Source organism: Marivita sp. S2033 (assembly GCF_046592965.1).
Taxonomy (GTDB): Bacteria; Pseudomonadota; Alphaproteobacteria; order Rhodobacterales; family Rhodobacteraceae; genus Marivita.
Genome location: NZ_JBISBV010000002.1, coordinates 298,274 through 321,461 on the forward strand (window position 1 = coordinate 298,274; position 23,188 = coordinate 321,461).

Genomic DNA, 23,188 nt, shown 5'->3' on the forward strand with positions numbered 1-23,188 from the left:
TTGAATCCCGGACGTGGAGAGAACCGTCAGGCCCATCGGGGGCGGCGCCGCTTCTTCTCTGGAACATGTGACTGCCGGGCAGATGCCGGGCCGACACCATGATCCCCGGCGGGCGACTTGGCCCGCCGGGCGTTTGGCGTGGATCACTCTTCCCAATCGCCGGAAAACCCCTTGGGAACCAGCAGGATTCCCTTGTCGAGCGTATTCACATCGGTGCGCCCGCACAGGCCCATCGAGGTTTCAAGCTCCTTGTGGATCACCGTCAGCGCGTCGGTCACACCTTGCTGACCCTTCGCGCCAAGCCCGTAGACCCAGGCCCGCCCGATATGCGCGCCCTTGGCTCCCAGCGCCAGCGCCTTGAGCACGTCCTGACCCGAGCGGATGCCGCTGTCGATATGGACCTCGATCTTGTCGCCAACCGCGTCCAGAACCGGCTCAAGTGCGCGGATCGAACTCAACGCGCCGTCAAGCTGCCGCCCGCCGTGGTTCGACACGATGATCGCATCGGCGCCGACGTTCAGCGCCTCGAGCGCGTCGCGCGGATCCATGATGCCCTTGATGATGAGCGGCCCGTCCCACATCTTGCGGAACTCGCGGATGCGATCCCAGTCGAGAGCCTGATCGAAGGCCTCCGCGGTCCAGGACGACAGCGACGAGGGGTCTTTCACGCCTTTTGCATGACCGACAATATTGCCGAAAAACCGCCGCTTGGTCTGCAACATGCCAAGACCCCAGTGCACCTTTGTCATCATGTTGGCGACCGAGGCGGGCGTCAGCTTGGGCGGGGCCGACAGGCCGTTCTTGATGTCTTTGTGCCGCTGGCCCTGCAATTGCAGATCGACGGTGATTACCGCCGCCGAGCAATTCGCCGCCTTGGCGCGATCGAACAGGCGGCGCATGTAATCGTCGTCCTTGAGCGTGTAGACCTGCATCCAGAAGGGCTTGGACGTGTGTTCGGCCACATCCTCGATCGAACAGATCGACATGGTGGACAGGCAGAACGGCACGCCGAATTTCTCGGCGGCGCGGGCGGCTTTGATCTCGCCGTCGAAATGCTGCATCCCCGTGAGACCCACGGGTGCCAGCGCAACGGGCATCGTCACATCCTGCCCGATCATCGTCGAGGCGGTGCTGCGCCCCTCCATGTTGATGGCAACGCGCTGGCGCAGATAGATCCGGTCGAAATCCGAGGAGTTCTCGCGGAAGGTCTGTTCGGTCCAGCTACCCGATTCCGTGTAGTCGAAAAACATCTTCGGCACGCGGCGCTTGTAGAGGCGGCGCAGATCTTCGATTTCGGTGATGACAGCCATGATACGGGTCCGTTGGGTGGGATTGGTTAGGTTTGCTTACCAATCCCGCCCTGCGCGCGCAATGCCGCTCGCGTCCACTCAGGCGCGGTGCGCGCCGTCCGACAGCGATTTGACAAACGCCAGCACGTCCGCCACCGGCTTGCCCTTCGCCATTTCGGCCACGATGGCCGATCCCACAACGCAGCCATCCGCGACTCCGGCGATGGATTGCGCGGCCTCCGGTGTCTTGATGCCGAAACCCACGATCACTGGCAGATCCGTCTTGGCCTTGATCCGGGCCACCTCCGGGGCGACATCACCGGCCTGCGCCTCGGCAGCGCCGGTGATCCCGGTGATCGAGACGTAATAGACAAATCCAGAAGTGTTTTGCAGCACCTTTGGCAAGCGCTTGTCATCGGTAGTCGGTGTCGCGAGACGGATGAAGTTCAACCCCGCCGCCTGCGCCGGGATGCACAGTTCATCATCTTCCTCGGGCGGCAGATCAACAATGATCAGACCGTCGATCCCCGCCGCCTTGGCTTGCTCCAGAAACCTGTCCACGCCGCGGGAATAGATCGGGTTGTAATATCCCATCATCACGATCGGTGTCGTGTCATCGTCCTCGCGAAACCGTCTGGTCAGTTCCAGGGTACGGTCCAGCGTCATGCCCGCGTCAAGCGCGCGTTGACCGGCCAGCTGGATCGTCGCGCCATCGGCCATCGGGTCGGTAAAGGGCAAACCCAGTTCAATGATGTCGACACCCGCGCCCGGCAGACCCTTGACCAGTTCCAGCGACGTGTCGAAATCCGGATCGCCCGCCATCACGTAAGAGACAAACGCTTTTTGTCCGCGCGCGCGCAGATCTTGGAATTTGGCGTCGATACGGGTCATGGCGGTCTCCTTGGATGCTTGGCTCCGAGTGCCGGAACTGTGGGGGAAAATCAATGGCCAAGGCGGATGCATCCGGTTTTTTGCCCGCGGGCCGATAACAGCTCACCCCGTCGCGACAGGACAGGCCATGTGCGCGCAACATTGCCGGTGGCGGACACTTGCACTTGCCTTGGCGATCCCTGCGCCGTACCTGATCACGCGATGAACCGACTTGCCCTTGCCTTCACCGCCGGACTGTTCGCCTCACCGCTTGGCGCGCATCCGCATATCTTTGTCGACACCGCCCTGCGCTTTGAAGTCAACGACGCGGACGAGGTCACGGGCGTGACCGTGACCTGGATCTATGATGACTTCTTCACGCTGCTGATCTTCGAGGACATGGGGCTTGACCCCGATGGCGACGCGGTTCTGACACCGGCCGAGCTGGAGCAGTTGCATGGGTTCGATCTGATCGAATGGCCCGAAGGGTTCGAGGGTGATCTCTACGTCACTTCGGGCGGTGATCCGGTCGCCCTGCCGCGACCACGCCCCATCGGCATCGCGGTCGAGGAAGGGCGGATCGTCGCCACCCATTACCGCGACATCCCCTCTGTGCCGACTGATGACATCGAGATATTGCAATACGATCCGACCTATTACGTCGCCTATGATGTGTCCCAGGGCGTCAGCTTTTCGCGCCCCGACTGTCGCGCCGCCGTGGCCGAGGCCGACGCGGCGGCGGCGCAGGCGATGGTCGAGAAGGAACTGGGCAATATGGATGAGATCTACAACGAAATGCGCATCGGCATCCATTTCTCCGACCGCATCGCGATCACATGCGAACCGCGCTCCAACTAGCCGCCGTTCTGGTACTTGCACTGGCGCTGTGGCTGTGGGGGTTTGACGGTGCCTCGGTGCTGGAACGCTGGGCCGCAGACGGACAACGCGTGGCGCAAACCGGCATGGCGCGGGGCCTGCGGGCGCTGCGCGCCGGGCAACCGGGCGCGCTCGCCACGCTTGTTGCGGTGTGTTTCGGCTACGGGTTCTTTCACGCCGTCGGCCCCGGTCATGGCAAGCTGTTGATCGGTGGATATGGCGTCGCGAACCGCGTGAACCTGATGCGCCTGTCGGCGTTGGCGGTGCTGTCGAGCCTTGCGCAGGCAGGCACGGCAATTGCCCTTGTCTATGGCGGCGTCTGGCTGTTTGGCCTTGGCCGGACGGCCCTGGTCGGTGCGGCGGAACACTGGTTCGCCCCCATCAGCTATGCGGCGATCGGCGCCATCGGCCTCTGGCTGGCGCTGCGCGGCGGGACGCGGCTTTGGCGCAATCGCAACGCGCAGGGACACGCGCCACCGGATATCTGCCAGTCCTGCGGCCATGCCCACGGTCCGACGCCAGAGCAGGCACAGGAGGTTCATACGATCCGCGACGCCGCGCTGCTGATCGGAGCGATTGCGATCCGTCCCTGCACGGGCGCGCTGTTCCTGCTGATCCTCTCGGTGCGGATGGACATCCACCTGGCCGGTATCCTGGGCGCTCTGGCGATGGGGCTGGGCACCGCGACCGTGACATTGGCGGCGGCGGTGGCGTCGGTCACCTTGCGCGAGGGCGCGTTGGCACGATTGGCAAACGGCCCGCAAAGCCTGCGCATGATGGGGCTGATCGAAGCGGCTACCGGTCTGATCATTGCCGTGCTCGCCGCGCAATTCCTGATACGCGCGCTTTAGAAGGCGAAAGCCCTTGCCGGACGCGACACCCGGCGCTAATCCCGTTGGATGCAACCGCCCTTGATGTCATATCCGGCCCATGTCAGGGCCGTTCTCGTGCTTGGCCTGCCGCTTGTGGGCGGGCACATGGCGCAGATGGGCATCGGACTGACCGACACGATCATGGTCGGCTGGTACGGCGCCGAGGCGCTGGCGACGGTCACTTTGGCCAGCACCCTGTTTATGACGCTGTTCCTCGCCGGATCGGGTTTCGCCTGGGCGGTGATGCCGATGGTCGCCAAGTATCAGGCCGAGGATGACGAGCAAAGCGTGCGCCGCTCCACCCGCATGGGATTGTGGCTGTCGGCGTTGTTCTGCGCGGCGGTGTTTCCGCTGCTCTGGTGGTCGGACGCGGTGCTGCGGGCGCTCGGTCAGGCACCGGAGCTTGCCGCCGATGCACAGATCTACCTGCGGGTGCTGATCTTCGGGCTGTTGCCCGCGCTGGTGACGATGACGCTCAAGAGCTATCTGGCGGCGCTGGAAAAGACGCAAGTCGTGTTCTGGGTGACGGTTGTTGCCGTCCCCTTCAACGCCATCGCCAACTATGCGCTGATTTTCGGCAATTTCGGTTTTCCCGAACTGGGCATCCGCGGCGCTGCCATTGCCTCGCTCAGCACACATGTGTTCTCGGCGATGGTGACGATTGGCTATATCCTGCTCTGGGTGCCGCAGCATTCACTGTTCCAGCGGATCTGGAAATCCGACTGGGATATGTTCGCCACGGTGTTCCGTCTGGGCTGGCCCATCGGCCTCACGACCTTGTCCGAGGTTGGCCTGTTCGCAGCGTCCGCCGTGATGATGGGCTGGATCGGGACGATCCCGCTGGCCGCGCATGGCATCGCGCTGCAACTGGCGTCGATGATGTTCATGCTGCATCTCGGTCTGTCCAATGCCGGAACGGTGCGCGCGGGCAACGCCTTCGGGCGGCGCGACTGGGTGCACATGGCGCGCGGCGGAGCGGTGGCACTCGGGCTGTCGGGGCTGGTGTCGGTGGCGACGATCATCCTGTTCATCGCGATCCCCGAACCGCTGATCACGATCTTCCTCGATCCGGGCGATCCGGCCCGCGCCGAGATCATCGAGGTGGGCACCGTCCTGCTGATCATGGCGGCGCTCTTTCAGTTCGTCGACGGCGCGCAAGTCGTGGCGCTGGGCCTGTTGCGCGGCGTTCAGGACACCCGCGTGCCGATGTGGTTTGCGGCCGTCTCGTACTGGGGGCTCGGCTTGCCCGCGGCGTATGTTCTGGGCTTCGTGTTCGACTTTGACGGGGCGGGCGTCTGGGGTGGCCTTGTCGTCGGTCTTGCAGTCGCGGCGGTGCTGCTCAACCACCGGTTCTGGCTTCGCATCCTTCCCGGCTTCAGCCGCCTTGCAGGACAGGGCACGACCGCATAGAAGCGGCCCGAATTTGCCAGCGCAGGAGAGACGGGCATGGGTTTCAAGGTAGGTATCGTGGGCTTGCCCAATGTGGGCAAGTCAACGCTCTTCAACGCGCTGACCAAGACAGCGGCGGCACAGGCGGCGAACTTTCCCTTCTGCACCATCGAACCCAACGTGGGCGACGTGGCGGTGCCCGACGCGCGGCTTGATAAGCTGGCGGGAATCGCCGGCTCCAAACAGATCATCCCGACGCGGATCACCTTTGTCGATATCGCGGGCCTCGTGAAGGGCGCGTCAAAGGGCGAAGGTCTGGGCAACCAGTTCCTCGCCAATATCCGCGAGGTCGATGCCATCGCCCATGTGCTGCGCTGCTTTGAAGACGGCGACGTGGTGCATGTGGATGGCCGTGTTGACCCGGTGGCAGATGCGGAAACCATCGAGACCGAGTTGATGCTGGCCGACATCGAAAGCATCGAAAAGCGCTTGCAGAACATCACCCGCAAGGTGCGCGGCGGCGACAAGGAAGCGGTGCAGCAGGAACGCCTGATGCGCGCCGCGCTGGCCGCCCTGGAAGAGGGCAACCCCGCCCGCACCGTGCGGGTCGATGCCGAAGACGCCCGCGCCTGGGAGATGCTGCAATTGCTGACCACCAAACCGGTGCTTTACGTCTGCAACGTCTCCGAGGCCGATGCGGCAGAGGGCAACGCGATGTCGAAGGCTGTTGGTGAGATGGCCGCGGCACAGGGCAATTCCCATGTCGTGATCTCGGCCCAGATCGAGGAAGACATCAGCCAGCTCGACACCGATGAAGCACAGGAATTCCTGAGCGAAATGGGGCTGGAAGAACCAGGCCTCGACCGTGTCATTCGTGCCGGCTACGAATTGCTGCATCTTGAAACCTATTTCACCGTCGGCCCCAAAGAGGCCCGCGCCTGGACGATTCCCAAAGGCACCACCGCGCCGCGCGCCGCCGGGGTGATCCACGGCGATTTCGAAAAGGGCTTCATCCGCGCCGAGACGATTGCCTATGACGACTACGTCGCTCTGGGCGGAGAGACCCCGGCCAAAGACGCCGGCAAGATGCGCGCCGAAGGCAAGGCCTATGTTGTCAAGGACGGCGACGTGCTGCATTTCCTGTTCAACACCTGACCGGCGCGCAGGGGCAGCGCTCCCTGCCACGCAAGTGCTCAGTCGTGCGGATGCGGCCCCAAACGGTCATGCAGGCGTGCATCGTGGGTCTTGAAGTGATCCGCAAACCACGCCTCCAGAGTTGTCGCCAGCCGCTCGGCGGTCTTGTCGGGTGATCTTTCGGCGTCATCCATGATGTCGCGCAAATCGTCGAGCAGGCGTTCGTGATGCCCCTTGTGCTGGGCGCGCTGGTCATAGCCATAGGCTTTCATCTGCTGCTCTTCGAGCGCGAAATGCGCGGTGATGGCGCGGAGCAGATCGCCAAAGCTGTCCTGGATATCGGTCTCGGGTTCGTTGTCGAGGATCGCCGATGCGGTCTGATTGACCAGGTCGATCAGTTCCTGATGCTCATGATCCACGGACGGATTGCCGACGCTGTATTCCGGTTTCCACTCAATCGGTGCCATGTCGCCCCCTTTCCCATCATTCAAAGATAAAGCCGCTGTCCTTGCGGAAATCGATCACGAAGCTTTGGCCGGGGCGCAGATCGACCTTGCGCGTCGCCTCGTAATCGAACGCGCTCGACGCCGGGTTGTCGCGCATCCGGACTGTCAGATCATGCACACCCGCAGGCAGCAGCAAGCGCTCATAGAGGCGTGACGGACCGCTCCCGGCGATGCCCGATGGCGCGCTTTCGGCAGAATAGATCAACGCGCCATCAACCTCCAGTTCGACATAGATCGGCGGGCGTCTGCGGTCGCAAATCTGGGTCTGGCGCATGTTGCGCGGCAGCTTGGCCAGTTCCTCGGGTGTCCTGTCGCGGCAGCTGGCGCTGCGGTCGCCGCTATGCGTGAAGCTGAGCCGCAGCAGCGCCGTATCGCCGGGTGCATTTTGCCACGCAGGTGAAGCCGACAGCCATGCAACACCGAGGCCGAGCGCGAGTGTCGCGATACCGCCCATTGCGAGGTGGTGCAGACGGTCTTTCATTCTGCGTCCTCCACCGCATCTGGCTCAAGGGTACGTTTGCCCGGCATCGGCGTCAGCGTTGTCAGCCGTTCGGAAAAGGCGTGGATGTCCCTCTCAAGTCGCGCCTGCTCGCTCGGACCGGCCCACACGGTCAGCAGCCGTTCGCGCGGGACGCGCTCGCGCAGCATGGGATCGCGGGTTCGCGCAATGCGCTCCTCGGTCCACCTGGCCCCCAAGCGGTTGTAGCATTCACGTTCGGCGCACCCGGCGATGCAAACGCCGTCGGCGAGATCGCGGCTGAGGATGAAGTCAAACAGCGAGGGCGGTGCCATCGCCACGCAGGGCAGGATCACGCGGCCCTGCTTCGGCACGTTGGCCGCGCCATGTTCGCAGGCGATGGTCATCACCCGGCCGTCGCCCGGGCCATCGGAGGCGGCAATGACCTCATCGCGGAGCTGCTTCAACGGACGGTCGGGCAGGTCGATCCCCGTGATCAGAGGGCCGGAGCGGCGGAACGGCGTCGATGAGGGGCACGATCCCATGCAGATTCCGCAGGCCACGCAACGCTCGGGGTCAACCAAGGCCTCCTGCGGGAAAGGCGCGCCATCGGTGCGCGGCACCATGGTGATGGCGGTGTAGGGACAATCGGCCTCGCAACGGGTGCAGCCGTTGCAGAAGTCAAGAAACACCTCCGCCGCCCCGGAGTCCTTGCGGGGCGGCAGCCAGGGCAGGCCGAACATCAGAACCGTGAACAGAAGCGCGCCGGTCCAGATCACCGAGGGCGGCACCATGTCGATCACCGGATAGAGCCCAAGGATAAACCAGTCGAGCCGGACGGTGACCGGAAACGTGGCAAGATCCGCAGGCCCCTGCAACACCGCCGGCATGGCGTAGGACACGATGACGAGCGCCGCCAAGGTCAACACACTCAAGCCGCGCGGCGGCATGGTGCGTGCCGCGGTGATGCGCTGGACATGGATCCACATCATCAGCAAAAGCAGCAGCGGAATGGCGATGTGCAGGAACACCATCAAGGTGAAGAACCGCCCGGACAGGCTTGCGGGTGTGAGGAAATTTCGCGCGATCGGTTCGGCAAAGAATGGCAGCGCGTCAAGCAGTTCGGTGGTGGTCAGCGCCACGTATTGCGCCAGTTCGTCCCAGACCAGCCAGTATCCGGTGATGCCGGACATGTAGACGAACCAGATCACCGGCACCCCGGTGATCCACGAGAACCAGCGCCGCCCGCGATAGCGGTCAAAGGCCCATTCGCGCACCAGATGGATAAGCATGAGAAGCACGAGAAAATCCGAGGCGTACCGGTGCAGGCTGCGCGCCAGCCCGGCATGAATCCAATGCGTCTCGCTCAACCATTTGACCGACTGATAGGCATTGATGACGCCGGTGTCGAAGAAGATGAAGAGGTAGATTCCGGTGGCGGTGACGATCCAGAACATCAGCCAGCCCAGCGGACCCAGATTTGCAAGCGGGTTCCAATCGGGGCCGAACAGCCTGTCCAAAGGACGCTCGACCCTATCGAAACCACGCTTCAGCGTAGCCCGCAGTCCCATCATCTTGCCACTTCATTCGGGGTCGTCGGTCGCAGATCGCCCCGCAGCCTGGCACGCCGCCGTTCGAGCCAGAGCCGCAGGATGACGAGGCCGGTCAGCAGCAGCGAGACGGCACCGAAAAAGATGCCGAACAGGATGCCGTAATCGAACCGGTAGGCGCGGGTCAGCGGGTTATAGACGGTGCACAGGAAGGTGAGCCGGGACCACAGGTCTGCGGGCGCGACCGAAAGCGTCGTGCGGCCCAGCACAAGCTCCTTGAGCGGCGCCATGAACACCGGCAGCGGGAAGTCCTCGCCATAGAGCTGGCGATAGACACGGCCCTGTGCGTCGAGGATCGTGGTCTGGCTGGGATGATCAAAGCCGCCAGCGGCGTCGCGCCAGCTGAAGCCTACATCACGCAAGAGCGCCTCGGTCGTTTCGGGATCGGCGCTGGCCACATGCCAGTCGTCGAGCCGGTTAAGGTGGTGCGATATCGCAAAGGCGCGCAGCCGCGCCGGTTTGTCGCCGCTGGCGTCAAAGCCGAAGGTCAGGACCGCGAAACTGTCCTCTCCCAGAACATTGCGCGCGTCGGTCACGGCGTCGTGCAGGTGATCCGTCATCACCGGGCAGATCGAACTGCAACTGGTATAGACCAGCGAGATGACCAAAGGACGTCCGCGCAGGTCGGCCAGTGCCAGCGGAGCGCCGTTCCTGTCATGGAGAACATGCGCCCCCACCTGACGCCCGATCGCGTCCTGGCTGATCTCGTAGACCTGCCTTGCGTCCAGAACCTCTGGAGGCTGGCCTTGCGCCTGCGCCGGGCCATGCAGCGCCAATAGCCATAACAGGCACAGATAACGGGTCAGAATGCCCATCGCGCAGCCTCGTCGAGCACAACGCCCGCCGACAGGAGGGCGAATTGCGCCAGCGATGCCCGGAACGTGCGCATGGCTGGCCCGCGTGTCGGATCATAGAGCAACCGCCACGCCGCCAGAAGGAACGGCGCGCCGCCCGCGATTGCGAAGACGCCATAGACCCAGCCCATGCCGAGCCACAGCGGCACCAGCGACAGCGCAAACAGCGCCGCGACATGGCTGAAGATCACCGGTGCCCAGACATCGGGTTCCGATACCGCCGGCAGCATCGGGATGTTGGCGCGGCGATAATCCTCTTTGCGGGCGACAGCGAGGCTCCAGAAATGCGGTGGCGTCCAGAGGAAGAGAACCGCCGCCAGAACTGCCGGAACCGGGCCGATGACGGGGCCGAATTGCGGTGCCGCGGCGGCTGCGCCCGCCAGCACCGCGAAACTGCCCGCCGCGCCGCCGATCACGACGTTCCACACCGTTCGGGTTTTCAGCCAGACGGTGTAGATCACGCCATAGGTGAGCGCGCCAAGGAACACGAGCAGGGTGGCCAGCGTGCCGCCGACCGACCACGCCATCAGCAGCGCCCCGATCAGCAGCGCAAGCAGCGTCACCGGCCAGATCGGCCCGGCCTTCAGGACACCGCTGGCAAAGGGCCGGGTGCGGGTGCGCGCCATGTTGCGGTCGCTCTCACGCTCGTAATACTGGTTGAACCCGCCCGCCGCACCGGACGCGCCCAGCACCGCAAGGGCGAAGACCAGCGCCTCGATCACGCCCAACTCGCCGCCCCCGGTCATCACCCCGACAAGTGCGGCCAGGGCAATGAAGAAGCCGATCCGCAGCTTGAGTATCGAGACGGTCATGTTCAGGGCGGCAAGCATGGCGCTTTCCTTTTCGTCCTTAGTTGAACAGCCAGAGGTCAGACAGATACTTCCAGTTCACGAAGTAGTAGAGAATGAAGGTGAGGAAGAAGATCGTGACCAGCATGACCGTGCCGGGAATCTTGAGCGAGCCTTCGCTGCCATATTCCGACACCGCCTGAGCGCCCGCATCATGCAGCGGGAACACCAGCTTTGCACCGGGCTGATCAAGGCGCGGACCGCGCAGGATCGAGGCGACGACAAGCACGATGAACAGCAGCCCGCCGGTGGCCGCGAGGATCGCGGACATGCCGTTGAGACCCATCATCAGATAGGCGGCCGGTGCGAATTCATAGGGATGCGCCGCATCCACCAGCGAGATGTCCCAGTGACGGCGCGGCACTCCCAGCGTGCCCGCCCCCATCATGAAGAGCGAGATGCCGCCCGCGCCGATACCGAAGAGGTAGGGCTGCCATTTCGCTAGAGTCGGCCAGATGATGTCGCGCTGGAAGACGATCGGCACGACGAGATAGGTCATCGCCATGAAGGCCAGCGTGGTGCCTGCAACCACCGTGGCGTGGAAATGGCCCGGCACATAAATTGTATTGTGCATCAGCACATTGAGCTGCTCGGTGCCCAGAATGACACCGGTGATGCCGCCAAGAAAGCCGAACATCACGAGGCTCATGAACATCCCCGAAAACGCCGGATTGCCCCACGGCGCCTTGGTCAGCCATTCGAACATGCCGCGGGTATAGCCGTTGCGGCGCTGTGCTGCCTCGATCGCGCCCGGCACCGTCAACCCGTGGATCATCGACGCCATCACGGCAAGATACATCATGTAGCTGGTGTTGATGATCTTCCAGGACGAACTCATCCCCGGTTCCGCCAGAAGGTGGTGCGCCGAGGCCAGTTGCAAAAACAGGATATACATCAGGAAGGCAAAGCGGCTGACCTTCTCGGACAGCGGCTTGGCGCCGACGACCATCGCCGCGATCGCGTACCAGATCGCGATATGCGCGGCGACGTTGATCTGCTGGCTGGAATGGCCCATGCCCCACCAGACCAGCTTGTACATCAGCGTGTCGATGCCCGAGATCAGCCCCATCGACCACAGCCATGTCGGCACCAGGATGATCGCGCCGCAGGCCAGCGTGAACACCGCGATGATCGCGGCAGTGATCGCACCGAATGTCACCAGCGGCACCGAGCCGTCATAGGTCTTTTCGTCCTTGGCCACGACGAGCGTTCCAAAGAACACGAAAACCCCGATCAGCGCGCCGACCGCAAAGACGATCAGCGACAGATAGAACCAATGCTCGGCCATCATCGGCGGATAGGAGGTGAACATCACCGTGGAATCGCCGTTCAGCACGGCGTAATTCGCCATCACCGCGCCGATGATCATCAGCCCGAACCCGAGCCAGGCCCAACGCGGCGTCGCCAGCCGCGAGCCGAGCAGCACCGTCGCGGCAAAGTAGAGCACCGCGATCTCGAAGAAGACGATCCAGAACAACAGCACGTTGGCGCCGTGCCCGGTCAGCACGAGATAAAACCACTCGGCGGGCAGAAGCTGAACCGCCGGCCAGCGCGTCAGCGCCACCAACAGGCCGAAAAACCCGCCAACCGCCAGAAAGACGACAGCCGCAACCGCGTTGGCGCGGATCAGCAGCTCGGCGCTGCGTTCGATGCGGCGTCCGGTGAACGGGCAGGTGCGATACCTGACATCCGGCCCCGCGTATCCGATGGCTCCGTGATCAATGGTTGTCATGGCTTGGGTCCCCCGCTTAATCGACGACGCGGATTATGCCGGTCATCATGTGATGGCCGATGCCGCAATATTCGTTGCAGACGACGCCGTATTCTCCCGTTTCGGTCGGGGTCAGCGTCAGGATGTGTTCATAGCCCGGATGCACCGAGATATTGATGTTGACAGGCTGCAGCGAAAAGCCGTGCTGCCAGTCCGCCGATGACAGGTGAAACCGGTAGCTCTGGTCCTTCTTCAGCTCCAGCGCCGGCCACCATTCCCAAAGCCGCCCCAGCATGTAGACATCGCCGCCCGCCGGTGGGCTGACCACCGGGATGCCGCCGATATCGACCGGTTCACCCGAGGCGTCCAGCAGCTGAAATTCATCCGCGAAGGCCTCGACCTTCTCGACGAATTGATCGGGATTGATGCGATAGGTTTCCGTGGACAGGTTCTGATTTCCGATGAAATGCCAGGCGATCATGAAGAAGAACATGAACAGCCCCCACAAGAAGGCGACGATGATCCATGTCAGCTCGATGCCGTGGATCGGCTCTTTCCACCAGAGGCGGTTGCTCGGAGGGTTGATGGACATGGCACACCCTTTCAGACAGGTTTGCGATCAGTTGGCGATCGGAACGGAGGCAACTTCCATCACCCCCCAGATGATGTAGAGAACCGTCGGCATCGTGACGCCGATGAACAAAAGCAGAAACGGATTGTCGAGGATGCGCTGCATGGCCGGGATCGGCTCGTCCCGCTCCGGTGCAGCGGCGGGATGTGTGGTGTCATTCTTGTCCATATGTATCCCTCCTGAGTGACAAGGCTGTCATGCCGCGTCCCGCTCGGTGAGATTGCACATTCCAAGTGCGAACAGACCGGCGGTCTGTGATCGGGTAAAGAGGAAAACCGGCGAGTGTATTACCAGATGGGCAAGGCGTCCTGCGCCTAACCCGTTGCCAGTAAATCCAGACTACAGGGCCACCCCGCAAACGGTAAATCAAAACCGCCCGGACGATATGATCTGCATCATTGACAATTATCCGAAAACCCAAATCGACGGACGAGCGTCGAGATTCGCGGCAGAGGACAAAGTGTTCGCACGCGGGTTGATCCACATCAGCGCGCTTTCCGTGCCATGCCATGACGATGCTGGCGACGCGCTCATGACATTGATGGTTTTTGCGATGCCAACCCGATCAGCTTCTTCTCTCCAGACAGACGTACCAGCTTCGGCTCTGGGTCTCTTTCTCGTTGCAACTTTCGGGCTCACCTGGGGGATCATCGGAGCCTATATCGTCGTCCCGGACGTGATGGCCGGGATTTTCGGCGACCTCAGCGGCGCGCATCCGCTCTTCTTTCTCGCCACCTGGTCACCGGCCCTCGCGGGATTTCTCGTTGTGTATCTCAACGGAGGCTTGCCGGGCTGGCGCGCCTTTCTCTTGCGGCTAGTGATGTGGCGCGGGTCGTGGGGCTGGGTGACGTTCATCCTGATTGTGCTGCCGCTCGTCTTTGTCGCAGGGTCGCTTCTCAAAGGCGGGCCGGTACTTGCACCCGTACCACCCGAAGGCGTGAGCGCGGTCCTGGCGGTCATGGTCATGATGCTCTTTCTCGGCCCGGTGGAGGAATTCGGCTGGCGCGGCGTCATGCAACCTTTGCTGCAACGCCACATGGCGCCGCTCTGGGCGGGCCTCATCATCGGCGCCACATGGGGCATCTGGCACCTGCCGGCCTTCTTCCTCGCGGGCGTGGTCTTTGCCGACTGGAACTTCCTGCCCTTTTTCGTCGGCAACGTCACTCTCGCGGTTCTGGTCACTCCGATCTTCAACAGCGCGCGCGGCAGCCTGCTGTGGCCGATGCTGTTCCACTGGCAACTGATCAATCCGTTCTGGGCCGATGCACAGCCGTGGGACACCTGGATTCTGGTGGCGATAACCCTGGTCGTGGTCTGGTGGAACCGCGACGCGATGTTCACGCGCGACAGCGGCGTCACCGATGTTATCCCGGCACCAGAACCCTGTGCATCCCATATGGCGCAGTAGAGAGTAGCGTCGCACTCCAATCGCTCCTTGGCGCAGGAGAAAGCCGCTCGTCCGGTTCGCCGCCGGTTCCAACCCTCGCGGGCGCAGCGCCACGCCTGCTGCCATCACACACTCTGCACATCGCGTCCAAGAGTGCGGTGGCGGTGGCGGAAATGGCCCGAATCCTGCCCGAAACCGGTGCACTCCGACCGATTTACTGAGATTTGAGCCACTTTTCGACCAAGACAAGGTTTTTCCGCAAAAGGCCAGAATAGCCTTGTAATCCCCATGTTTGCTTGGCTATACGCGTCGGCGGAGACGTGGCCGAGTGGTCGAAGGCGCTCCCCTGCTAAGGGAGTAGGCCCGGAAGGGTCTCGAGGGTTCGAATCCCTTCGTCTCCGCCATCATCGCTTCTGATGTGCCGATTTCGTTTACGGTTGTGGCGTGTGGCGGCTGCATCGGGCGAACGTCTGACCGCTGCCATAAGGTCTCGCCCCAAACGCCATCTGCTTCAGCACCGTCGCATGTCGAATTGGCGATGTGGAGCACGCGGATGGTTGCACGGCTCGAAAGCTCCCCCATATTTCAGAGGTTCAACTAAATGACTTTGCGGAGGCAAAGATGGGCTATGTGAAGACGGCGATGCTGATGGCGGCGATGACCGCGCTCTTCATGGGCGTGGGGTATCTTCTGGGTGGATCGGGAGGTGCGTTGATTGCTCTGGTCGTTGCGGCCGGCATGAACGCGTTTACCTGGTGGAACTCGGATCGCATGGTCTTGCGGATGCACAACGCCCAGCCGGTGGTGCGGGGAGACCGCATGGGGCTGCACGCGTTGACCGTGGAGCTTGCGCGCAATGCGGGTCTGCCCGAGCCAATGGTCTATCTGATCGATACGGCGCAGCCCAATGCGTTTGCCACGGGGCGGAACCCGGCCAATGCCGCGGTGGCCGTGACCTCTGGCCTGATGCGCAGCCTGACCCGCGAGGAGCTGGCAGGCGTCATCGCGCACGAACTGGCCCATATCCGCAATCACGACACCGCCATCATGACCGTCACCGCGACCTTTGCCGGTGCGATTTCGATGCTGGCCAATTTCGCGCTGTTCTTTGGCGGTTCACGCGAAAGGCTGGGGCTGATCGGTACGCTCCTGATGATGATCCTCGCGCCGCTTGCGGCGGCACTGGTGCAGATGGCGATCAGCCGGACGCGGGAATATGCCGCCGATAAGGCCGGGGCCGAGATCTGCGGCCAGCCGCTCTGGCTCGCGTCGGCGCTTGAAAAGATTGCCGTGGGCGCGGCGCGGATCGACAATCACGCCGCCGAGCGCAATCCGGCGACCGCGCATATGTTCATCATCAACCCGCTGCACGCTCACAAGCACGACAGTCTTTTCGCAACCCACCCGGCGACGGAGAACCGGGTTGCGGCCTTGCGGGGCATGGCACGCGATTCCGGCCATGAGCGGCGCGCGGCTGCGCAGCCCATTACTTCCAGCCGTATCCCCAATACGCGGAATGGTGGACGTTCGGGGCCGTGGTCCTGAGCAAGCCCATGGTTTGATCTGCCAGACCCGTGGCTGGCCGCGACAAGATTGCACCGCGTCGGTGTGGCGTCGCCTGGGGTGCCTTATCCGGTCAGCGAAGCCATGCCGGCAGGCGACCCCCCGGACGCTTTCAATTCGGGAACCGCCTTCCAATAAAGGCCTGGATGTCACGGGTAATGGACCCCGCCCTCGGCGCGCATGACCTTGCTCTTTCCTTTGGGCAGGGGGATGAAATCCTCCTCGTCGCCGGGCACGGTTTCGAACCTTCCGCGGGCCCATTCTTCCTTGGCCTGTTCGATACGCTCGGGGCGCGAGGAGACGAAGTTCCACCAGATGTAGCGCGGCCCGTCCATCGGCGCGCCGCCAAACAGCATGAAGCGCGCATGATCGCCGGTGCCGTCTGCCAGCGCGGTGACGGTGATCTCGTCGCCGGGGCGCAGTACCAACAGTTCGCCGGGCTTGAACGTGTCGCCCGCCACCTCAATCTGCCCGTGGATCGTGTAGAGTGCGCGTTCTTCGGTATTCGCGGCAATCGGCGCGCGGGCGCCGGGGGCCAGTGTCACGTCACCGTAAAGCGTGTCCGACGCGGTCTTGAGCGGCGAGGTGGCGCCAAAGGCCGAACCGGCGATGAGCCGGACCTTGAGCCCGTCGGCGTCCACCACCGGCAGGTCGGTCTTGCCGTGATGCATGAAAGCCGGATCCGTTTCCTCCTCATCCTCGGGCAGCGCCATCCAGGTCTGAATTCCAAACAGCCGCTGTCCGGTGGCGCGCCGCTCTGGTGCGGTGCGTTCGGAATGCACGATGCCGCGACCGGCCTTCATCCAGTTCACCGCGCCCGGCTCGATCGCCAGATCGGTGCCGAGACTGTCGCGGTGGTGGATCTGCCCCTCAAAGAGATAGGTGAGCGTTGCCAGGTTGATATGCGGATGCGGGCGCACATCGATGCCTTCGTCGGTGAGAAATTCGGCCGGGCCCATCTGGTCGAAGAAGATGAACGGGCCGACCATCTGGCGTTTCTTCGATGGCAGCGCGCGGCGTACCTCCATCTCGCCAAGATCGACGGCGCGCGGCACGATCAGGGTTTCGATGGCGTCGGTTGTCGCGCGGTCGCCGGGAATGGGGTCTGGGCAGGGGCTCCAGCTCATGGGGATGATCCTTTCAGGTTGGGCAGGGGATGAGGGGTCAGCCGTTCAGCACGTCCTGCCATTCGGGATGTCTTGCGATTTGCGCCTTGGCGAACGGGCAGAGGGGAACGATCTTGCGCCCCTCTGCGCGGGCATCCTCGACGCCGCGGCGCACCAGCGCCTGTCCGGCACCGCGTCCGCGCAGGGCATCGGGCACGCCGGTGTGATCGATGATGATGGTCGTGGCGCCGGCGCGTGAATATGTCATCTCGGCCGTGTGCCCGTCCACCACGAGTTCGTACCGCCCCTTGCTGTCGGTCTCCTCGCGGGTGATTTCGAATGTGTCGTCCATCGGTTGCTCCTCTACAAAGTTTCGCTCGATCGCGCGCGGCAATGCGGTTTCGCATGAGCCGATTCCGACGGGCGGTGCCGTGATGGTGCGGAACGGCAACCGCCAATCGCGTTCGGGCGTTCGCCGTCGCAACGATGATCGTGGCGCGTCACGCCAGTTTTTCCGCCATCTCGACAAGTCGCCGTGCCTGATGGGCGATGGCGGCTTTTGTATCCTCGTTGAATTCGGCGCCCTGCGTGTGGCTGTAGCCGTAGGGATTGCCGCCGGTCTTGAAGATCACCTCGTCGGTATATCCTGGCGCGACGACGATGCCGCCCCAGTGCATCACCGTGGTGTAGAGCGACAACAGCGTGGATTCCTGCCCGCCATGCGTGTTCTGCGCCGAGGTCATGGCCGTGACCGGCTTGTTGGCCAGCCCGCCCTTGGCCCAGACCCCGCCGAGCGTGTCGATGAAGGCGCGCATCTGGCTTGCCATGACGCCGAAGCGGGTGCCGCACGAGATCAGGTAGGCATTGGCCCATTCCATGTCCTCGGCGGTGGCGTTGGGGATGTCGGCTGTCGACTCTGCATGGGCTTTCCAGGCGTCCTGGCTGTTGACCGCCGCATCTGGCGCGGTCTCGGGTGCCTTGAGCAGCCGCACCTCGGCACCGGCGGCCTCTGCCGCCTCTGCGGCGATGGATGCCATCTGGTGGTTGGTGCCGTAGCTGGAATAATAGACGATCGCGAGTTTGACGGTCATTGTCGGTCTCCCTTCAGGTTGGTTGGGTCGAGGGCGGGTTTCATGTCAAACGTTGCTGCGTGCCCGCGTGTTCCGCAACGCATCAAGGCTCCACGGTCCGGGACCGGCAAAGACGATGTAGAAAAACACGAAACAGTAGAGGATCGCCGCATCGCCCTGGTTGATCACCGGAAAGAAGTTCGCCGGTGCGTGACCGATGAAGTAGGCCGCCGCTGCCAGGCCCGACGCCAAGAACGCGGCGGGTCGTGTGAACAGGCCCAGGGTCAGAAGCGCGCCAGTGAAAAGCTCGATCACACCGGCTGTCCAGCCCAGTGTAAAGGCATCCGGCGTCCGGCCGGTATCGGGAAAGCCGAGGATCTTGTCCGTTCCGTGCGCAAGAAAGAGCAACGCGGTCATGATCCGCAGCACGCTCAGAATGCGCGGGGCCCAGGTGGTTTCAAGGGTGTCGGTGTTCATCGCAGTGTCCTTTTGGAATCGGGTGCGCGTCCGGCATTGCCTCGCCCCGGCCATCGGCAGGGACGAGGATCGCTGGATCAGTCGGCAAGGGCGGGCAGGGTCTGCTCAAGATGCGGGCGCAGATGCGCGTGCTGGTCTGGCAGTTTGAGCGCTTCGCCCAGATGTGCCGGATCCTCATCGCGGTCAAAGCCCGGCTCGTTGGTGGCGATCTCGAACAGGATGCCGCCCGGAGTGCGGAAGTAGATGGCCCAGAAATAGTCGCGGTCGATGACCGGCGTGACATGGGCGCCGGCCTCGATCAGCGCCTTGCGCACCTCGGCCTGCGCCGCACGGTTCTCCACCGCGAAGGCAACGTGATGGACCGATCCAGCACCTTCGCGGGCTTGCGCGGCCTCGGGAAGCACTTCGAGATCAACGATATCGGCGCCATTGCCGTTCTCAAGGCCCATGCGGATCAGCGCGCCCTCGCGAGCGATCTCGTGATAGCCCATGAAGCTCAGCAGGCGGGCCGTCGCATCGCCATCACGCAGCCGCATGGTCACGCCGCGAAAGCCGCGAATGCCCTTGTCGGCCGGCACCGGACCATCCGAGTAGGGCACGCGCGTGTCGTGCGCCACCTCGACCAGGGCAAAGCCGTCGCCGTCCGGCCCCTCAAAGCGCAAGCGCTTTTCTCCGAAGTGTTGCACGTCCTCGATACCGCCGACGCCAGCGAGGGAGAGGCGTTCGCGCCAGTAATCAAGCGTGTTTTCCGGAACCGAAAACGCGGTCTCGGACACCTCGCCCGCTCCGCGCCGGCCTTTTACGATATGGGGGAAGGGAAAGTAGGTCATCGCCGAGCCGGGTGTGCCGGACCCGTCGCCGTAGTAGAGGTGATAGACGTCCGGCGCGTCGAAATTGACGGTCTTCTTGACGCGGCGCATTCCGAGCAGCTTGGTGAAGAAATCGTTGTTCTCCTGCGCATCCGCCGCCATCGACGTGACATGGTGCAGGCCCTTGATCTGGGTGAGCATGGTAAGCTCCTTCATGACTGGTTGCTTGAATGCGAAGATAGGGGGCGGCGCTGTTAAGCGGAACAGGCATAATCTCGCATTCACTATTGCGTTCAGTGCAATGATAAAGCTCGAAGCGACCCAGAGTGAGAAGGCTCCACCGCAGCCGTGACGTCGGCACAGGGCTCAGCACCAATGATGTCGACCTGAGCCCTGATAGGTGGTTGGTGAAAGCGCGCGCGCGATGAAATGCGCGGTGTTCGGCGCGTCAGATCGGGCGCGGAACGCCGGGTTTGCCCAATGCGCACTCCAGTGCAGAGCGGTCCCAGTCACCGGTTTTCGCCGCAGCGGCGTAGGTTGATTGCAGGAATGACATCAACGTGGCGGCTGGGTCGTCGCTCTTGCTGACATCCGCATAGGGCAGCAGAAATTCACCGAGGTCTTGATCGAACCTTGCCGTGTCCGGGGTCACGGATTGATCCGCAAACCCGTCCGGCGCGGGATAGGCGTAGGAATAGAACATCGCCTCGTCCACGCCGCCTCCACCGGGCCAGAAACCGGCTGACGACACCTCGTGGCTATAGGCCTCCTGTGCGACATCGTCTGGCAGGTTCGGGATGCCGGCCGGATGCAGCGGAGCCTCTCGACCGGAGAAGCGCGTCACGGCCAGATCGAACGAGCCCCAGAACAGGTGCACGGGCGACACCTTGCCGATGAAGCCTGTGCGAAAATGCTCGAACACGGGGACGATGCGCAGCAATGCGCCGTGAAAACGTTCGACCGCCGCGGCGTCATAGGGCCGCTGCGCCGTGTCCTGCACGAATGGCACCGGGTCGGGCAACTCATTCGGTGCGCCGTGAATGTCAAATCGTCCGCCCACGGCTTCGATGGCCTTGCGCGTGAGGTCGTGAAACTCCGAAACGCTCATCGCTTGCAGCGCAAATGCCTCGCGCGCACCGCTATCCGCCTCGGCAACAAGGCGGTGATCGACGAGATCAAGGGTGACGGTGATGCAGCCGCCAGCGTCGTGAACCGGGCCACTGGTCAGTCCGCGTGGCGTGACGTAGAGCGTCGCGTGCCACGAGTGATTGACCCACGGCGTATGCGCTAGCCGGTATTTGCCGATGATCTGCACCCACAGGTGCAGCGCGGCGCAGGTCTCTGTCCAGTCGGACCAGGACAGAGACGGCCAGGCGGTTCGTGCGCGCGGCTTGCTCATCCGATCGGGTCCATGTTCTGACGCTTCAGCGCCTTTTGCACACCTGCATCCGCTTCCATGCGGGCGCGGTGATCCTTCAGTGCGGGATAGTCGTCAATCGTCATCGGCGTCTGCTCGATCCAGCGCGAGAGCACATAAAGGAAGGTATCCGCAAAGGACCGCCTGCCAAGATACCATTCACCGCCATTGTCGCGGAGCACATCGTTCAGTCGCGTGTAGTGACCGGCCAGCGTTTCGTAGGTCTTGCGCTTGACCTCGGCCTGACCGTCCTCTGTTTCGGCGAGGTTTTGCGGTCCGAAATGGCCGCCATAGGCCGCGTGGACCTCGGATGTCATGTAAGACAGCGCCTCGGCCTCCTTGCGCCCCAATTCGGTGTCGCGGGCATAGCCATCCTTGCCATGCGTCGCGCCCAGCCAGGCCAGGATCGCCGACGCTTCGGTCAGCACGTCGCCGTCATCGAACTTGACCGCAGGCACCTTGCCCTTGGGATTGATCGCGAGATAGTCGTCCTTCTTGTGATCTCCGTAAGCCATCGCCTCGATTTCCACCGGGGCGTCGAGCCAGGCGACGGCGATGTTGGGCGACAGCGAACAGGTTCCGGGCATCGTGTAAAGCGTTGTCATGAAGTGGTCTCCTTGGGTCATGTGTCAGTACGCAAGAGAGCGGGGTGTGATCCGCGCTGCGTGTCATGCGGAACCGCCAGAACCCGTTGCGGGATAAAATGCGTCTGCGCGTGCGCGGCAGACGGTCTCAAATCTCAACGATCCGTGCCACGGAAGGTTCCGGTCTGTCGCGCTTTGCAAAGATGCGGACGGCTGCGTCAGTCACCCGGACCGGGGTTTGTCATTCCGAATGTCAGCGCACGGACGATGCGGCGACTGCAAGGGATCGCTGAGGGACACCGCGCTGCCGCCTGACCGCCTATGCTTCTGACAGTCTATCTACTTGAAGTAGTTGGGCAGCCCGGTCGCGATTCCGGGGAACAGGAAGATGAGCGTCAATCCTAGAAGTTGCAGCGCCACGAATGGTCCGACAGAGGAATAGACATCTCCGAAACTGACATTACGCGGCAGGACACCTTTGAGCCAGAACAGGACAAAACCGAAGGGCGGCGTGAGATATGCGATCTGAATGTTCACGACAAACAATGCGCCGAACCACAATTTGTCGACGCCCAGACTGTCCACGATGGGAATGAACAGCGGCGTGCACAGCATGATGATTGCCCAGTCGTCCATGACCATTCCGAGGATCAGGATGATCAGCATCATCATCGCCATGATCCCGGTGGTGCCGCCCGGCATGGACAGGACCAGTTCGGTCAGGAGATCCTGGCTTCCCAATGTGTTGAAGACATTGAGATAGATGTTGGCGCCGATCAGGATCCAGAGGCCCATTCCGGTCAGTTTGAGTGTCGTGGAAATCGAGTTGCGAAAGACGTTCCAGCTGAGGCGACCGTAGACGAGGTTGATGATGACCGCGCCGGTGGCGCCGAACGCCGCGGCCTCGGCCGGGGTGGCGATGCCGCCCCAGATCACACCGAGGACAATGAAGATCAGCAGGGCGAAGGGCCAGATATTGACCACTGCCTGCGCCTTTTCCTTGCGGCTGAAATGCTCGTCCGGCGGCAGGGCCGGGCCCAGTTCGGGCTGGAGGCGGCAGCGGACACCGATATAGATGATGTAAAAGCTGGCCAGCATCAGCCCCGGTACGATGCCGGCAAGAAACAGATCCCCGATCGAGACCTTTGCCAGCAGCCCGTAAAAGATGAAGGGAACGCTTGGCGGGATCAACGCACCCAACGCACCACCCGAGGCGATCGCGCCGATGGCGATCTTGCGGTGGTAATTGTAGCGCATCATGGACGGGTAGGCGATCTGGCCCATCGTGATCGTTGCCGGCGGCGTGATTCCGGTGACTGCGGCGAAGATGGTGCACACCACCACGGTGCCCATCGCCAGACCGCCATAGACATGGCCGATCAGCTTGTAGACGGCGTCATAGGCCATTTCGGCTATGCCGGAATATCGGATCAGGCTGCCCATGAACAGGAACAGCGGAACGGTGACGAGGATCGAATTCCACGGCGTGTAATAGAAGGCGCTGGGCACCGCGAACAGGGCGCGGGGTTCGAAGATCATCGCGAATAGAACGGCCGTTCCGCCCAATCCGAAAGCCACCGGCAGTCCCATGAAAAGCACGAGAAACAGGACGAGGAAATAAAGTGCGGTGATGGTTTCCAAGTTCATGGAATGCCCTGCCAGTGAAGAAATGTTTCGGAATGTCTTTGTCGGGATAGTGACCTGCCCCCGGTGTTCGGGGACAGGCAA

General features: G+C 62.9%; 24 protein-coding genes and 1 tRNA gene. 7 read left to right on the plus strand and 18 right to left on the minus strand.

The annotated features are described in order from the left end of the window. Nucleotides 1-143: 143 nt before the first annotated feature. Nucleotides 144-1,310 carry an L-lactate dehydrogenase gene (locus ACGKZZ_RS05605; protein ID WP_411222496.1) on the minus strand — a complete coding sequence of 389 codons (1,167 nt, stop codon included), beginning with the start codon at nucleotides 1,308-1,310 and terminating at the stop codon, nucleotides 144-146. A gap of 78 nt (nucleotides 1,311-1,388) precedes the next feature. After that, nucleotides 1,389-2,180: a tryptophan synthase subunit alpha gene (trpA, locus tag ACGKZZ_RS05610; protein ID WP_411222497.1), complete on the minus strand. Its 792-nt coding sequence runs from the start codon at nucleotides 2,178-2,180 to the stop codon at nucleotides 1,389-1,391. 201 nt (nucleotides 2,181-2,381) lie between these two features. Between trpA and ACGKZZ_RS05615 the strand changes: the two genes are divergently transcribed. The 4 genes from ACGKZZ_RS05615 to ychF are packed head-to-tail and all read left to right on the plus strand — an operon-like array spanning nucleotide 2,382 to nucleotide 6,451. Continuing rightward, on the plus strand, nucleotides 2,382-3,017 hold the full coding sequence (locus ACGKZZ_RS05615; RefSeq protein WP_411222498.1) for a DUF1007 family protein: 636 nt from the start codon (nucleotides 2,382-2,384) through the stop codon (nucleotides 3,015-3,017). Next, complete coding sequence (locus ACGKZZ_RS05620; protein WP_411222499.1) at nucleotides 2,996-3,886, plus strand: nickel/cobalt transporter; 891 nt, start codon at nucleotides 2,996-2,998, stop codon at nucleotides 3,884-3,886. The genes ACGKZZ_RS05615 and ACGKZZ_RS05620 overlap by 22 nt, the downstream gene beginning before the upstream one ends. Before the next feature lie 48 nt (nucleotides 3,887-3,934). Then, the gene (locus ACGKZZ_RS05625) at nucleotides 3,935-5,317 is read left to right on the plus strand and encodes an MATE family efflux transporter (RefSeq protein ID WP_411222500.1); all 1,383 of its coding nucleotides are present in this window, start codon (nucleotides 3,935-3,937) and stop codon (nucleotides 5,315-5,317) included. A gap of 36 nt (nucleotides 5,318-5,353) precedes the next feature. Beyond that, nucleotides 5,354-6,451, plus strand: coding sequence for a redox-regulated ATPase YchF (gene ychF, locus ACGKZZ_RS05630; RefSeq protein WP_411222501.1), 1,098 nt, complete (start codon nucleotides 5,354-5,356; stop codon nucleotides 6,449-6,451). Nucleotides 6,452-6,489: 38 nt separating this feature from the next. On the opposite strand, the gene ACGKZZ_RS05635 is transcribed toward ychF, so the two are convergent. Genes ACGKZZ_RS05635 through ACGKZZ_RS05670 form a run of 8 tightly spaced genes read right to left on the minus strand, consistent with a single transcriptional unit; the run spans nucleotide 6,490 to nucleotide 13,215 of the window. Then, nucleotides 6,490-6,897 carry a bacteriohemerythrin gene (locus ACGKZZ_RS05635; RefSeq protein ID WP_411222502.1) on the minus strand — a complete coding sequence of 136 codons (408 nt, stop codon included), beginning with the start codon at nucleotides 6,895-6,897 and terminating at the stop codon, nucleotides 6,490-6,492. Nucleotides 6,898-6,913: 16 nt separating this feature from the next. Further along, entirely contained in the window at nucleotides 6,914-7,417 is a 504-nt protein-coding gene (locus ACGKZZ_RS05640) for a hypothetical protein (RefSeq protein WP_411222503.1), read from the minus strand. After that, nucleotides 7,414-8,967, minus strand: a complete 1,554-nt coding sequence (locus tag ACGKZZ_RS05645; RefSeq protein ID WP_411222504.1) for a cytochrome b N-terminal domain-containing protein — start codon at nucleotides 8,965-8,967, stop codon at nucleotides 7,414-7,416. The genes ACGKZZ_RS05640 and ACGKZZ_RS05645 overlap by 4 nt, the downstream gene beginning before the upstream one ends. After that, nucleotides 8,964-9,818, minus strand: coding sequence for an SCO family protein (locus tag ACGKZZ_RS05650; protein WP_411222505.1), 855 nt, complete (start codon nucleotides 9,816-9,818; stop codon nucleotides 8,964-8,966). The genes ACGKZZ_RS05645 and ACGKZZ_RS05650 overlap by 4 nt, the downstream gene beginning before the upstream one ends. Further along, entirely contained in the window at nucleotides 9,806-10,687 is an 882-nt protein-coding gene (gene cyoE / locus ACGKZZ_RS05655; RefSeq protein WP_411222506.1) for a heme o synthase, read from the minus strand. The genes ACGKZZ_RS05650 and cyoE overlap by 13 nt, the downstream gene beginning before the upstream one ends. A 19-nt stretch (nucleotides 10,688-10,706) precedes the next feature. After that, a complete protein-coding gene (locus tag ACGKZZ_RS05660; RefSeq protein ID WP_411222507.1) occupies nucleotides 10,707-12,437 on the minus strand; it encodes a cbb3-type cytochrome c oxidase subunit I in 1,731 nt (576 codons plus the stop codon). A gap of 16 nt (nucleotides 12,438-12,453) precedes the next feature. Beyond that, nucleotides 12,454-13,008 carry a hypothetical protein gene (locus ACGKZZ_RS05665; protein WP_411222508.1) on the minus strand — a complete coding sequence of 185 codons (555 nt, stop codon included), beginning with the start codon at nucleotides 13,006-13,008 and terminating at the stop codon, nucleotides 12,454-12,456. 27 nt (nucleotides 13,009-13,035) lie between these two features. Next, a complete protein-coding gene (locus tag ACGKZZ_RS05670) occupies nucleotides 13,036-13,215 on the minus strand; it encodes a hypothetical protein (protein WP_411222509.1) in 180 nt (59 codons plus the stop codon). 217 nt (nucleotides 13,216-13,432) lie between these two features. Between ACGKZZ_RS05670 and ACGKZZ_RS05675 the strand changes: the two genes are divergently transcribed. The 3 genes from ACGKZZ_RS05675 (at nucleotide 13,433) to htpX (ending at nucleotide 15,979) form a co-directional block, all read left to right on the plus strand. Then, nucleotides 13,433-14,455, plus strand: coding sequence for a CPBP family intramembrane glutamic endopeptidase (locus ACGKZZ_RS05675; RefSeq protein WP_411222510.1), 1,023 nt, complete (start codon nucleotides 13,433-13,435; stop codon nucleotides 14,453-14,455). 293 nt (nucleotides 14,456-14,748) lie between these two features. Further along, nucleotides 14,749-14,838, plus strand: a tRNA-Ser gene (locus ACGKZZ_RS05680). Nucleotides 14,839-15,055: 217 nt separating this feature from the next. Beyond that, nucleotides 15,056-15,979, plus strand: coding sequence for a zinc metalloprotease HtpX (gene htpX / locus ACGKZZ_RS05685; protein WP_411222511.1), 924 nt, complete (start codon nucleotides 15,056-15,058; stop codon nucleotides 15,977-15,979). A 167-nt stretch (nucleotides 15,980-16,146) separates the two neighbouring features. Here the strand turns inward: htpX and ACGKZZ_RS05690 are convergent, their stop codons facing one another. The 8 genes from ACGKZZ_RS05690 to ACGKZZ_RS05725 form a co-directional block, all read right to left on the minus strand. Continuing rightward, nucleotides 16,147-17,124, minus strand: coding sequence for a pirin family protein (locus ACGKZZ_RS05690; protein ID WP_411222512.1), 978 nt, complete (start codon nucleotides 17,122-17,124; stop codon nucleotides 16,147-16,149). 37 nt (nucleotides 17,125-17,161) lie between these two features. After that, nucleotides 17,162-17,455, minus strand: coding sequence for a GNAT family N-acetyltransferase (locus tag ACGKZZ_RS05695; protein WP_411222513.1), 294 nt, complete (start codon nucleotides 17,453-17,455; stop codon nucleotides 17,162-17,164). 148 nt (nucleotides 17,456-17,603) lie between these two features. After that, nucleotides 17,604-18,194 (minus strand): NAD(P)H:quinone oxidoreductase, encoded by a 591-nt coding sequence (wrbA, locus tag ACGKZZ_RS05700; RefSeq protein WP_411222514.1) that lies wholly within the window; start codon nucleotides 18,192-18,194, stop codon nucleotides 17,604-17,606. A gap of 45 nt (nucleotides 18,195-18,239) precedes the next feature. Further along, the gene (locus tag ACGKZZ_RS05705; RefSeq protein ID WP_411222515.1) at nucleotides 18,240-18,650 is read right to left on the minus strand and encodes a DoxX family protein; all 411 of its coding nucleotides are present in this window, start codon (nucleotides 18,648-18,650) and stop codon (nucleotides 18,240-18,242) included. Nucleotides 18,651-18,727: 77 nt separating this feature from the next. After that, complete coding sequence (locus tag ACGKZZ_RS05710) at nucleotides 18,728-19,660, minus strand: VOC family protein (RefSeq protein ID WP_411222730.1); 933 nt, start codon at nucleotides 19,658-19,660, stop codon at nucleotides 18,728-18,730. Nucleotides 19,661-19,907: 247 nt separating this feature from the next. After that, entirely contained in the window at nucleotides 19,908-20,858 is a 951-nt protein-coding gene (locus tag ACGKZZ_RS05715; RefSeq protein WP_411222516.1) for a DUF5996 family protein, read from the minus strand. After that, nucleotides 20,855-21,481 (minus strand): glutathione S-transferase family protein, encoded by a 627-nt coding sequence (locus ACGKZZ_RS05720; RefSeq protein ID WP_411222518.1) that lies wholly within the window; start codon nucleotides 21,479-21,481, stop codon nucleotides 20,855-20,857. The genes ACGKZZ_RS05715 and ACGKZZ_RS05720 overlap by 4 nt, the downstream gene beginning before the upstream one ends. A 318-nt stretch (nucleotides 21,482-21,799) precedes the next feature. Then, entirely contained in the window at nucleotides 21,800-23,107 is a 1,308-nt protein-coding gene (locus ACGKZZ_RS05725; protein ID WP_411222519.1) for a TRAP transporter large permease, read from the minus strand. Nucleotides 23,108-23,188: the final 81 nt, after the last annotated feature.

What these genes read in the sequence shown, in the direction of transcription:
- ACGKZZ_RS05710 (WP_411222730.1), bottom strand. Translation starts at nt 19,660, where the DNA reads ATGCTCACCCAGATCAAGGGCCTGCACCATGTCACGTCGATGGCGGCG.
- ACGKZZ_RS05645 (WP_411222504.1), bottom strand. Translation starts at nt 8,967, where the DNA reads ATGATGGGACTGCGGGCTACGCTGAAGCGTGGTTTCGATAGGGTCGAG.
- ACGKZZ_RS05705 (WP_411222515.1), bottom strand. Translation starts at nt 18,650, where the DNA reads ATGAACACCGACACCCTTGAAACCACCTGGGCCCCGCGCATTCTGAGC.
- ACGKZZ_RS05715 (WP_411222516.1), bottom strand. Translation starts at nt 20,858, where the DNA reads ATGAGCAAGCCGCGCGCACGAACCGCCTGGCCGTCTCTGTCCTGGTCC.
- ACGKZZ_RS05670 (WP_411222509.1), bottom strand. Translation starts at nt 13,215, where the DNA reads ATGGACAAGAATGACACCACACATCCCGCCGCTGCACCGGAGCGGGAC.
- wrbA (WP_411222514.1), bottom strand. Translation starts at nt 18,194, where the DNA reads ATGACCGTCAAACTCGCGATCGTCTATTATTCCAGCTACGGCACCAAC.
- ACGKZZ_RS05635 (WP_411222502.1), bottom strand. Translation starts at nt 6,897, where the DNA reads ATGGCACCGATTGAGTGGAAACCGGAATACAGCGTCGGCAATCCGTCC.
- ACGKZZ_RS05625 (WP_411222500.1), top strand. Translation starts at nt 3,935, where the DNA reads ATGCAACCGCCCTTGATGTCATATCCGGCCCATGTCAGGGCCGTTCTC.
- htpX (WP_411222511.1), top strand. Translation starts at nt 15,056, where the DNA reads ATGGGCTATGTGAAGACGGCGATGCTGATGGCGGCGATGACCGCGCTC.
- ACGKZZ_RS05660 (WP_411222507.1), bottom strand. Translation starts at nt 12,437, where the DNA reads ATGACAACCATTGATCACGGAGCCATCGGATACGCGGGGCCGGATGTC.
- ACGKZZ_RS05665 (WP_411222508.1), bottom strand. Translation starts at nt 13,008, where the DNA reads ATGTCCATCAACCCTCCGAGCAACCGCCTCTGGTGGAAAGAGCCGATC.
- cyoE (WP_411222506.1), bottom strand. Translation starts at nt 10,687, where the DNA reads ATGCTTGCCGCCCTGAACATGACCGTCTCGATACTCAAGCTGCGGATC.
- ACGKZZ_RS05720 (WP_411222518.1), bottom strand. Translation starts at nt 21,481, where the DNA reads ATGACAACGCTTTACACGATGCCCGGAACCTGTTCGCTGTCGCCCAAC.
- ACGKZZ_RS05650 (WP_411222505.1), bottom strand. Translation starts at nt 9,818, where the DNA reads ATGGGCATTCTGACCCGTTATCTGTGCCTGTTATGGCTATTGGCGCTG.
- trpA (WP_411222497.1), bottom strand. Translation starts at nt 2,180, where the DNA reads ATGACCCGTATCGACGCCAAATTCCAAGATCTGCGCGCGCGCGGACAA.
- ACGKZZ_RS05690 (WP_411222512.1), bottom strand. Translation starts at nt 17,124, where the DNA reads ATGAGCTGGAGCCCCTGCCCAGACCCCATTCCCGGCGACCGCGCGACA.
- ACGKZZ_RS05605 (WP_411222496.1), bottom strand. Translation starts at nt 1,310, where the DNA reads ATGGCTGTCATCACCGAAATCGAAGATCTGCGCCGCCTCTACAAGCGC.
- ACGKZZ_RS05695 (WP_411222513.1), bottom strand. Translation starts at nt 17,455, where the DNA reads ATGGACGACACATTCGAAATCACCCGCGAGGAGACCGACAGCAAGGGG.
- ychF (WP_411222501.1), top strand. Translation starts at nt 5,354, where the DNA reads ATGGGTTTCAAGGTAGGTATCGTGGGCTTGCCCAATGTGGGCAAGTCA.
- ACGKZZ_RS05640 (WP_411222503.1), bottom strand. Translation starts at nt 7,417, where the DNA reads ATGAAAGACCGTCTGCACCACCTCGCAATGGGCGGTATCGCGACACTC.
- ACGKZZ_RS05725 (WP_411222519.1), bottom strand. Translation starts at nt 23,107, where the DNA reads ATGAACTTGGAAACCATCACCGCACTTTATTTCCTCGTCCTGTTTCTC.
- ACGKZZ_RS05675 (WP_411222510.1), top strand. Translation starts at nt 13,433, where the DNA reads ATGATCTGCATCATTGACAATTATCCGAAAACCCAAATCGACGGACGA.
- ACGKZZ_RS05615 (WP_411222498.1), top strand. Translation starts at nt 2,382, where the DNA reads ATGAACCGACTTGCCCTTGCCTTCACCGCCGGACTGTTCGCCTCACCG.
- ACGKZZ_RS05620 (WP_411222499.1), top strand. Translation starts at nt 2,996, where the DNA reads ATGCGAACCGCGCTCCAACTAGCCGCCGTTCTGGTACTTGCACTGGCG.